At 70.9% G+C, this 9,749-nt stretch carries 11 protein-coding genes; 5 read left to right on the top strand and 6 right to left on the bottom strand.

Going from position 1 to position 9,749, the window contains the following annotated elements; all coding sequences use genetic code 11:
* Positions 1–380 (top strand): hypothetical protein (locus tag ACIBI5_RS35675; RefSeq protein ID WP_397253260.1); only part of this gene is annotated, 380 nt, incomplete at its 5' end.
* Positions 381–517: 137 nt separating this feature from the next.
* On the opposite strand, the gene ACIBI5_RS35670 is transcribed toward ACIBI5_RS35675, so the two are convergent.
* The gene (locus ACIBI5_RS35670) at positions 518–928 is read right to left on the bottom strand and encodes a VOC family protein (protein ID WP_397253258.1); all 411 of its coding nucleotides are present in this window, start codon (positions 926–928) and stop codon (positions 518–520) included.
* Positions 929–1,041: 113 nt separating this feature from the next.
* Here ACIBI5_RS35670 and ACIBI5_RS35665 point away from each other — a divergent pair, with 113 nt between their 5' ends.
* Complete coding sequence (locus ACIBI5_RS35665; protein ID WP_397253257.1) at positions 1,042–1,896, top strand: alpha/beta fold hydrolase; 855 nt, start codon at positions 1,042–1,044, stop codon at positions 1,894–1,896.
* A 107-nt stretch (positions 1,897–2,003) separates the two neighbouring features.
* Here the strand turns inward: ACIBI5_RS35665 and ACIBI5_RS35660 are convergent, their stop codons facing one another.
* The gene (locus tag ACIBI5_RS35660) at positions 2,004–3,422 is read right to left on the bottom strand and encodes an MFS transporter (protein ID WP_397253255.1); all 1,419 of its coding nucleotides are present in this window, start codon (positions 3,420–3,422) and stop codon (positions 2,004–2,006) included.
* 101 nt (positions 3,423–3,523) lie between these two features.
* On the opposite strand from ACIBI5_RS35660, the gene ACIBI5_RS35655 reads away from it, so the two are divergent.
* Entirely contained in the window at positions 3,524–4,393 is an 870-nt protein-coding gene (locus ACIBI5_RS35655; RefSeq protein WP_397253253.1) for a helix-turn-helix transcriptional regulator, read from the top strand.
* 133 nt (positions 4,394–4,526) lie between these two features.
* Positions 4,527–5,417: a phosphotransferase enzyme family protein gene (locus ACIBI5_RS35650; RefSeq protein ID WP_397253251.1), complete on the top strand. Its 891-nt coding sequence runs from the start codon at positions 4,527–4,529 to the stop codon at positions 5,415–5,417.
* 8 nt (positions 5,418–5,425) lie between these two features.
* Here the strand turns inward: ACIBI5_RS35650 and ACIBI5_RS35645 are convergent, their stop codons facing one another.
* Entirely contained in the window at positions 5,426–5,857 is a 432-nt protein-coding gene (locus ACIBI5_RS35645; protein ID WP_397253250.1) for a DoxX family protein, read from the bottom strand.
* A gap of 94 nt (positions 5,858–5,951) precedes the next feature.
* On the opposite strand from ACIBI5_RS35645, the gene ACIBI5_RS35640 reads away from it, so the two are divergent.
* The gene (locus ACIBI5_RS35640; protein WP_397253248.1) at positions 5,952–6,821 is read left to right on the top strand and encodes a sigma-70 family RNA polymerase sigma factor; all 870 of its coding nucleotides are present in this window, start codon (positions 5,952–5,954) and stop codon (positions 6,819–6,821) included.
* Positions 6,822–6,838: 17 nt separating this feature from the next.
* Here the strand turns inward: ACIBI5_RS35640 and ACIBI5_RS35635 are convergent, their stop codons facing one another.
* From ACIBI5_RS35635 to ACIBI5_RS35625, 3 genes are all read right to left on the bottom strand, one after another.
* Positions 6,839–7,453, bottom strand: a complete 615-nt coding sequence (locus ACIBI5_RS35635; RefSeq protein WP_397253246.1) for a TetR/AcrR family transcriptional regulator — start codon at positions 7,451–7,453, stop codon at positions 6,839–6,841.
* On the bottom strand, positions 7,450–8,922 hold the full coding sequence (locus ACIBI5_RS35630; protein WP_397253245.1) for an FAD-dependent oxidoreductase: 1,473 nt from the start codon (positions 8,920–8,922) through the stop codon (positions 7,450–7,452). The genes ACIBI5_RS35635 and ACIBI5_RS35630 overlap by 4 nt, the downstream gene beginning before the upstream one ends.
* A 131-nt stretch (positions 8,923–9,053) precedes the next feature.
* The gene (locus tag ACIBI5_RS35625; RefSeq protein ID WP_397253243.1) at positions 9,054–9,431 is read right to left on the bottom strand and encodes a DoxX family protein; all 378 of its coding nucleotides are present in this window, start codon (positions 9,429–9,431) and stop codon (positions 9,054–9,056) included.
* Positions 9,432–9,749 lie beyond the last annotated feature (318 nt).

Below are 9,749 nucleotides of genomic sequence, written 5' to 3'. Positions count from 1 at the left end.
CCGGCGAGCGGTTCGTGATCGGGCTGACGGTCACATTCGCCGACGACATCATTCCCGGCGTGGGGGACACACCCGTCACGTGCCCGAGCAGAACCACCAGCATCACCAGCTTCACCTGCGGTCCGCAGCCGCTGGGAGTGAACTACGTTCTGTGCGAAGCGGTGTGGGCGGGTGGGGTCGGCCCGGTCACCGCTGAGTGGTTCAGCCCGCGAGCACGCCGCCAGCCCGTCGTGAGCACCGACACGGCCGCCCGCAGGACCACGGCCGCGTTCGACTGCAACAACCCCGGCGGGACGGAACTCACCTTCACCACCCTGGTCACGGTCACCGACGCCAACGGTTCCAGGGCCTCGGTTTCCACCATCCCCTGTGGGTGGTAGCGCCGGCTGAATCTGCTTCTGCCGGACCCCGCCAAGGCCTCGCGGCGGCGTACGGACCAGTGAGCACCTCTCCGCGTCCCCGGCCGCTCTATCGGCGGCCGGGGACAGACCGTGCCCTCCTCGCGCTGAGTCAGGTCCTAGCCGCGCTCGGGCCAGATCGGGCCCTGGTCGGTCCAGGTGACACCCTTGTTGCGGCACAGGCAGAAGGGGTGGCCGACCGGGTCGGTGTAGATCCGCCAGCCGTACCCCTCGGGACCGATGAAGTTCTGCCGCAGCGTCGCGCCGAGTTCGAGGACGCGGCGCTGCTCGGACTCGATGTCGTCCACTTCGAAGTCGAGGTGGAACTGCTTGGGGTGCTCGGTGTCGGGCCACTGCGGGGCGCGGTAGTCGTCCACCCGGATGAAGGCCAGCTCGATCTCACCGAACGGGATACCGGCCCAGTTCTCGTGGCTGCCTTCCTTGATCGGGCGGCCTGTCACCCCGGAGTAGAAAGCCGCCAGCTTCATGGTGTCCGGGCAGTCGATGATGAAATCGGTGAACTTGAGCATCCCGCGAGCTTGCCAGAAGATCACGGCAGCGTGAGAGCGTGGCGCTGCACTCCGATGATTCGTTGAACCACCGGTTGCCGGGTCGTTGACCCGATAGCTCTACACTCACGCCAATGATGGAGATGGGTGACGGTACGCGGCTACGCACCTGGACGGCAGGCTCGGCGAACCCGCGGAGATTTCCCGTGGTCATGTTGCACGGCGGTCCAGGGGTCCCCGACTATCTGGCCCCGGTCTCCGCGATCATCGACGACCTGTGCCTGGTCCACCGCTACGACCAGCGCGGCACCGGCGGATCGTCGTGGGAGGGTGAGCACACGATCGCCCGCCACGTTGAGGACCTGGTGTCGTTGCTCGATGCCTGGGGGCACGACCGGGTGGTCCTGGTGGGACATTCGTTCGGAACCAACATGGCCGGCTACTTCTTGCTCGCTCATCCCGAGCGCGTGGCCGGACTGATTCAGCTCGCCGGGCCGTTCCTGGGTCCTTGGCGGGAAGCCGACCGGGAAGCACAGCTGGCGCGCCGCACCGACGAGCAGCGGATCAGGCTCGACGAACTGGACGCGCTCGCATCACGTACGGGTGCCGAGGAGATCGAGTACCTCACGCTGTCGTGGTCAACCGACCACGCCGACCGGGATCGGGCGTGGGAATGGGCGCTGACAGCGGCCCACACGCTGCGGCCCGTCAACTACGCGATGAACGCCCAGCTCAACGCCGCCGGCAGGGCCGACCCGCTCGAATCACACGTGGACGCGCTTCGCGCGTGCCTGCCGCCCGGCGCGGTGATCATCGGCGGCGCGGGCGACAGCCGCCCCGCCGAGGCCCTGCGACGGCTCGGAACACGTCTCAGCTGCGAGGTCGTCATCATTCCGAACGCGGGCCACCATCCATGGCTGGAGGCGCCCGACCGGTTCGGCGCGGCGTTCCGCGCTGCGGCGGAGAGGCAGACCCGAAGAGACGGCTGACTCCGCAAGACCTATGAGCCTGGGGGGCGAGCGTACCCGCGCGTGGACGTTCCGCATTGCGCCGGGGGACGGGGGCGGGCGGTCCGCAGCTTCGCCGGGAGGCGGGGTCAGCGGCGGGGGAGGGCGAGGGCGCAGAGGGCGAAGGCGACGGCGAAGGCGGCCTGGACGATCATGCAGACGGCGAGTGCGGTGGTGTACATGACCGATGCGGCCGTGGCCGCGGCGAGGAGTCCTCCGGCTACGGCGACGCCGAGGCCCATCGCGGCTTGTTGCGTCGTCTGGAGCGCTCCTGACGCGGCCCCGGCGGAAGCCGGGGGGACGTCGGCGATCATCGCGCCGACGAGGGGACCGAACATGAACGCCTGCCCGATGCCGACGCCGATCAGGGACGCGGCGAGAGTCCAGGAGTTCAGGCCGGTTCCTTGCAGGAACACCGAGGTCGCGGTGAGCGCGAGCAGCGCGGCCTGGGTGACCCCGCCGATGATCAGCAGCCGGCGGAATCCGAAGCGTGGTGCGAGTTTCCCGGACCAGATGGAGACGACGAAGAAGCAGAGGGCGTACGGGAGCAGCACGAGAGCGGCGTGCATCGGGGTCCAGCCCAGGCCGGTCTGTGTGGTGAGGGCGTAGAGGAAGGTGAACGCGCCGAAAGCCGACTGGAGCATGAGCGCCATCACGAGTCCGACGCGGTAGGAGCCCAGGCGGAACAGGGGCGGCGGGACCAGCGGGACGCGGTCGGCGCGGTGCAGCCGGAGCTGCCACCTCCAGAACGCCGCGAACAGGACCGGGACAGCGGCCAGCAGCGCCCAGCACCATGCGGGCCAGCCGAGCGCGGCGCCCTGCGACAGCGGGACGAGCAACGAGAGGAGGGCGGAGCCCAGCAGGACGGTGCCGATCAGGTCAAGTGAGCGGTGGCCGGGGGAACTGGTGGCCGGTACCCACCGCAGGGCGGCGAGGAACGCGACGACGCCCATGACGACACTCACCGCGAACACCGTGCGCCAGCCGGCGCCGAGGAGCGGGACGGAGAGCAGTGCTCCGCCGAGGATCTGCCCGATCGCCGTCGCGCCGCCCGCGGTGGCGCCGAACAACGCGACGGCTCTGGCGCGTTCGCGGCCGTGCGTCGACGCGGTGATCGTCGCGAGCACCTGGGGAACCATCGCCGCCGCGGAGACGCCGGTGAGGGCGCGCGCGGCGATCAGGACGATGACGGTGGGGGAGAGGGCCGCCATCAGGGAGAAGAGGGTGAAGCCCGCCATGCCGAGGAGGAACAGACGGCGGCGTCCGTAGAGGTCGCCGAGGCGGCCCCCGAGGACCATCGGCACCGCGAAGCCGAGTGAGTACACCGAGACCACGAGCGACTGCTCGGCGGGGGAGGCGCGCAGAGATGCTCCGATATCGGGTACGGCGATGCCCGCGGCGGCGAAGCTGACCACCGAGAGCAGCAGGGCGGCGAGGGTGGCGAGGAGTCCGGGAAGCCCGAGCGCTCGTGGCTGGGATCGGGTCGCTGGGGTAGAAGCTGTGGTCACGTGTCGATGCTGCGTGGACACGGATCCGGGTACCAGAAGCCTGTTTATGGGGGTATTAGCCGAACCTGGATGGGCCATCGTGGGTGCAGCAGTATGGAGTCATGACCGACACGATTTCCCCGAGCGCCCGGCGTGAGCTCGGCGACTTCCTCCGCACCCGGCGCGAGCGGTTGAGTCCCGGCAGGGCCGGGCTTCCGGCCACCGGACGACGCCGCACGCCCGGCCTGCGGCGCGAGGAGGTCGCGGTGCTCGCAGGGGTGGGGGTGACGTGGTACACCTGGCTGGAGCAGGGGCGGCCGATCAACGTGAGCACCCAGGTGCTCAGAGCGGTCGGCCGGGCCCTGCACCTGGACGAGGCGGAAACGCGGCATCTGCGCAGGCTCGCCGGCGTGCGGACACCGGCCGCCGATCCGGTCGCATCCGACCCGGCTCTCCTGGCGGCCTTCCAACCGGTGCTGGACAAGCTGGATCCCTATCCCGCGTGTCTGCAGACGCGCCTGTTCGACGTGGTGGCGTACAACCGGGCCTACCGGCACCTCTTCACCGACATGGACCTGATCCCACCCGGTGAACGGAACTGCGCCGTGCAGTTCTTCACCGACCCGGACTGGCGCGGCCGGTACGTCGATGACGACATCGTCGCGACCAGGATGGTGGCGAGGATGCGTGCCGCGGCGAGTGCGGGGACGGCGGGAGCGGATGCCTCGGGCGTGGTGGGGCGGTTGCTGGAGCGGTCGGACGAGTTCGCGCGGCTGTGGAGCCGCCACGATGTGCTTCTCCAGCACTACGAGGTGAAACGCCTGGAGAGTCCGCTGGTGGGGCTTCTCCAGCTGAACTTCGTTTCCACCGACGTCACGGAGACGGGCCACCGGCTCATGGTGATGACCCCCGACGACGAGGAGACATCGCGGAGGCTGGATGCGATGGCCGGAGCTCGGGCCGCGATGGCCTCGTCCACGCCGGCCTTGTAGGTGATGGGGGCCGGGCGTCGGCTGAGGCTGCTCGTCACTCTCGCCTTCGCCGGGCGCCTGCTGACCTTCGGCCGGCTCGGTGCGGATCGGGTCCTGGTCGAGTGGTCGGCACGGGGTTCGTAGAGTGGGCACCATGATCTACGCAGTGATCCCGTTGACCGATACCGTCCGGCGAGCCGTCAAGGAGATGTGGGGAGCCGACGGCCATGGGGAGGCGCTGCGGCTGCACGGCGGGGAGGAGTCGGCCGCGTACCAGCTCGGGGACCATGTGGTACGCATCGGTCCCGAGTCGCGCGGCAGCGAGGAAACGGAGTGGTGTCACGCGGTCGCCCGGCACGCCGCCGACCGGCTGCCCGAGGCCGTCGCACCGCTGACCACGTTCGACGGAGCGACGGTCACGCGGGTGGAAGGCCGGCCGGTCTCGCTGTGGCCCCTTGTCCAAGGGCGCTGGCCGCAGGAGTCGGAGCAGGCGCTCCCGGCGGCCCGTCTGCTGGCTCGCCTCCACAACGCCCTGTCCACGGCCCGCCCGGGACCTCGCCCCGTCCGGTCCTTCGCGGAGTACGGGCTTCTCGGAGCCGAGGACGGCCCGGGAGGGCACGGCGGCCTCGACGACCCCGATCTGGATCTCTGGCTCACCGAGTTCCACCGTACGCACGCGAGCCGTCATCCCTTGCACGGCGACTACTACGCGGGCAACACGCTGGTTCGTGGCGACGTGCTCGCCGCCGTCCTGGACTGGGACGAGTCCTTCGTGGGCGCTCCCGAGTACGAACTGGCCGCCGCCGCGACCGAATGGGGAGAGGACGAGCCTCATCTGGTACGCCGGTTCGTCGACGCGTACCTGGATGAGGGCGGAACGGCCGCAGACCTCGGCGACGAGGCGCTGGCCCAGCTGATCAGGCACAAGCTGCGCAGGGAGGCCGCCTACTTCGAGGTGTCCGTCGCCCGCGGTGTCAGGCACGACCAGGAGGACCTCGACTACCACCACACCCGGCTGGAGCTCTTCCACAGCCTCCGGCCCTGATCCTCAGGTCACGCACGCCGGGGCACGCCGCGCGGTGGTTCCCCGCGCAGCAGGTCCCGCCAGTCGGCCGGCCAGTTGAGCAGGGCGAAGACGAACATGATCATCAGGTTGGCGGGGGCGGCGACGCGTTCGTAGAGTTCGCTGCCGGCCACGATGTGCGTCGTGGTCGCGGCGGTGAGGACCAGGATCAGGGCCGTCGCGCCGATGAACCTGAATCGCCGGCGGGGGATGACCAGCAGGACGGCGCAGACCCCCTCGATGGTGCCGACCACGAACCTGAACCAGGACGGGTAACCCCAATCGGCGAACTTCACCGAGTACGCCGGCCCGAAGAACGTGGGTCCGGGCCAGTACTTCGTGACGAAGCCCATGAAGAAGGTGAACGCCACGAACCAGTAGAAGGCCGTGAGCAGCCGTCGCGGCCACACGCGGGTGGACATGGTGGTTTCCTCCGTACTCCTCGTGCGCGCCGGTCACATCGGCGAAGGCCGGCGGGTCATAGACATGACACGACCCGACGAAGGAATGTGACCGATGGGTGACCACGAGTTTCTGGCCGGCCGATTCGAGGAGCATCGCCGTCACCTGCGGGCGGTGGCCTACCAACTGCTCGGTTCGCCGAGCGAGGCCGACGACGCCGTCCAGGAGGCGTGGCTGCGGCTCAGCCGTTCCGACACCGGCGAGGTGGAGAACCTGCGGGGGTGGCTGACCACGGTCGTCGCCCGCGTCTCGCTGAACATGCTGCGCTCGCGCGCCACCCTGCGCGAGGACCCGTTGGAGGCGGTGGCCCCGGACCCGGCCGGCGACGGCGGGAACGATCCGGAGCAGGCCGCGCTGGTGTCCGACTCGGTCGGCCTGGCGATGCGGGTGGTGCTCGACACGCTCACCCCGGCCGAGCGGCTGGCCTTCGTCCTGCATGACGTCTTCGCCGTGCCGTACGAGGAGATCGCACCGATCGTGGACCGCTCCCCGGCCGCGGCCAGGAAGCTCGCCAGCAGGGCCCGGCGGCGGGTCCAGGGGGCCGACCCGCCGTCCGGCGCCGACCTGCTGCGGCAGAGGGAGATCGTCGCCGCCTTCCTCGCGGCCTCACGGGGCGGCGACTTCGGCGCCCTGCTCGCGTTGCTCGACCCGGACGTGGTGCTGCACGCCGATCGTGCGGCCGTGCTGACGGGCGCGTCCGGACGGCTCCGCGGCGCCTCGGCGGTGGCCGGGACCTTCCGCGGCCGTGCCCAGGGCGCGCGGCTGGCCCTGATCGACGGCGCCGCCGGAGCCGTCTGGTCAGCGGGCGGGCAGCCGCGCGTGGCGTTCGACTTCACGATCACCGGGAGGCGGATCACCGAGATCAACCTGATAGCGGACCCCGATCACCTCCGCGAGCTGCACCTGGAGGTCGTCGAGGACTGACCGCGCCGGCCGAGTGATCAGCCGTCCCGCGCCGATGGGTAGAGTCCGGCCTGGCGGTAGACCGCGGTGAGGTAGCGCAGCATCTCGGCGGCGTCCGGCGGGTCGGGCTGCAGGACACGGTAGGTGACCGCGCCGGCCATCATGTCGATCAGCACGTCCAGGTCGGCGTCGGCGGCCACGGTGCCGTCCCGCTGGGCGCGGCGCAGCATCGCGGCGGCCAGTTCGCGGCGGGGCAGGATGTAGTGCTCCCAGTAGACGGCCATCAGCTGCGGATGGCTCACCGCCGAGCCCATGATGCGGGCGACCAGCGCCCGGAAGTCCGCGCCTGCGGCCATCTCGGCAGCCGCGGGCAGGACGCGCTCGACGATGTCACGCGGCCGCAGGGCGTGGACGTCGGCCGCTGAGGGGATCACCTCGGCGCGGACCCACCGCTCGATGGCCTGGGCGAGAAGATCCTCTTTGCTGCTCCAGCGGCGGTAGAGGGTCAGCTTGCCCACGCCGGCACGCTTGGCGACCTGCTCCATGCTGGTGCCCTCGACCCCCCGCTCGACGAACAGTTCCAGCGCGGCGGCCAGGATCGCGGTGTCGGTCCCGGGATCGCGCGGACGTCCCCGGCCCCGGGTGGCGGTCATCCCAGGGCTCCGTCCAGCCAGCGGGTGACCTCGGTGGAGCCGCCCTTGCAGGCCAGGTGGCCGTCCGGGCGGATGAGCAGGGCGAGCCCGCCGGCGGAGGTGGTGGGGCGGAGCCGGACCACGCGGTCGCCGAGCCGCCGCCGGGCCGCGTCGAAGGCGATCTCGGCGCCGAGCACCGCCCAGGTGCCGCGCAACTCGGCATTCAGCCGGGTACGGCTGCCGTCGGGACGCTCGCACGCCAGATCGCCGACGCGGTCGCCGGGACGGGGCTTGGCGCCGCGCCCGCCGCCGAGCGGGCCGCGCCGGTAGCTCACCCACAGCTGGGAGGTGCTGTAGGTGGTCCACCGCTGGATCCACGCCTGGTTGAAGACGCGCAGCAGTACCTGGTCGCGCAGCAGCCGGCCGAGCGGGCCGCCCGCGATGTTGACCTTGGTGGCGGCGGTGCTGCCGCGCAACACCGCGGTGGCCAGCGGACGGCGTTCGGCCTGGTAGGTGTCCAGAAGAGCGTCCCCGGCCCGGCCCTGAACGACGAGGGCGAGCTTCCACGCGAGGTTCTCGGCGTCACCGAGCCCGGTGAGCATGCCCTGGCCGCCGAACGGGGCGTGCACGTGCGCGGCGTCCCCGGCCAGCAGGATGCGTCCGGCGCGGTAGGCATCGGCCAGACGCCGGTGCACGCTGAACAGCGACGCCCAGGTGACCTCCCCCAGGCGCAGGCCGGACAGCCCGGTCCGCGCGGGGAGGATACGCCGCATGCGCTCGGCGATCTGCTCCTCGGCTGGCTTGTCCTCGTGGAAGGCGGCGTCGTAGGCGATCAGCCGCCACAGCCCGCCCGGCATCGGCATGGCGCCCAGCATGCCGTCGGCGTGTACCCAGCCGCTGGTGCCCGACCGGTCCAGCGCCGGTTCGCCGTCAAGGTGGCCGTCGACGAGCAGGAACCGTTCGCTGACCTTCACCCCCGGAAAGCCGATGCCGGCCAGCTTGCGCACCGTGCTGCCGGTGCCGTCGCAGCCCACCATCCAGCCGGCCCGGACGGTGGCGCCGCCGGCCAGCACCGCGGTGACGCCGGTGCCGTCCTGGCGGGCCTCGACCAGGCCGTCGCCCCATTCCGGCCGGACGCCGAGCATGGCCAGCCGTTCGCGCAGCCGCGCCTCGACCCGCGCCTGGGAGATCACCATGGGCGGAGCGGCGGTGCCCAGCCCGGGGTCGCCGAACCGGATGCGCATCATCGGCCGGTCACCGGCGTAGGTGGTGATCGTCATCGCCCGTACCGACTCCTGCGGCAGGCCGTCGAGGGCACCCAGCCGGTCCAGCACCTCCGAGCCCCTCGCGTGGACGAAGTTCGCCCGGGAGGTGGTGGCCGGGAGCGGGGCCCGATCGATGACACGGACCGAGACGCCGTGCTGGAGCAGCCCGCACGCCAGCGCGAGCCCCACCGGTCCGGCTCCGACCACCAGGACGTCCGTGTCCATCGAACCTCCAATATATTTACGAGACGGGTCCGTAAACAAATAGTGCCGCTGATGATCCGGCTTGTCCAGTTCGTATCCACACGGCTACTGGGGCCTGCCTGCGGGTCCGGCGCGTCAGCCGGCTGACACCTTCACGAGGGCCAGCCGTAGGGGCCGAACCGCCCCCAGGCGACGAGCACGCAGAGCATGAGCAGGACGGCGGTGACCTTCAGCCCGGCCGGCTCTTTCCTGCGGATGTGCATGGCGCCGGCCAGCGCCATCATGATCGCCAGCCCGGTCGCGGCGATCGGCGTCAGGACGGGTGCGATCCCGGCGGCGGCCGGCACGATCAGCCCGATCGTGCCCAGCAGCTCCGTCACGCCGATGGCCCGCACGGCCGTCTGGGAGAACATGGCCGTCCACGGATACCTGCCGGCCAGCTCGTCCTTGAGCCGGAGGAGTTTCTCCCGGCCGGACATGGCGAACATGGCGGCGAGGACCGCCTGCACGATCCACAAGAACACGTTCATGGAGGTGTCTCACCTGTTGTCGTTCTGGGATTCCGTCGTCCGGGCGACGAACGGGCGGCCGCCGGGGGGACAGCCTCGATCGGGGACCTCAGCGACACGGTCGGGGGTCCGTTCTCGAACGGGAAGGTCCACGTCGGTCGTCCGGGCTCCATGAGGATGACGCAGTCGCTCTGCTCGTGACCGGGAAGTGAGCTCGGCGTCGACGCCGAGCTCACTTCCCGGGGCCCGCCGCCAAAAACCCCGAAGGCAGGGGCGTTACCTGGGCGCAGTAAACCCGGCACACGATCTATCCCGCCCGGTGGGCGAACAAGCCCCCCT

Origin of the sequence: Nonomuraea sp. NPDC050540 (assembly GCF_044457485.1) — a bacterium.
GTDB lineage: Bacteria > Actinomycetota > Actinomycetes > Streptosporangiales > Streptosporangiaceae > Nonomuraea.
This window is presented reverse-complemented; position numbering and strand designations above follow the sequence as displayed.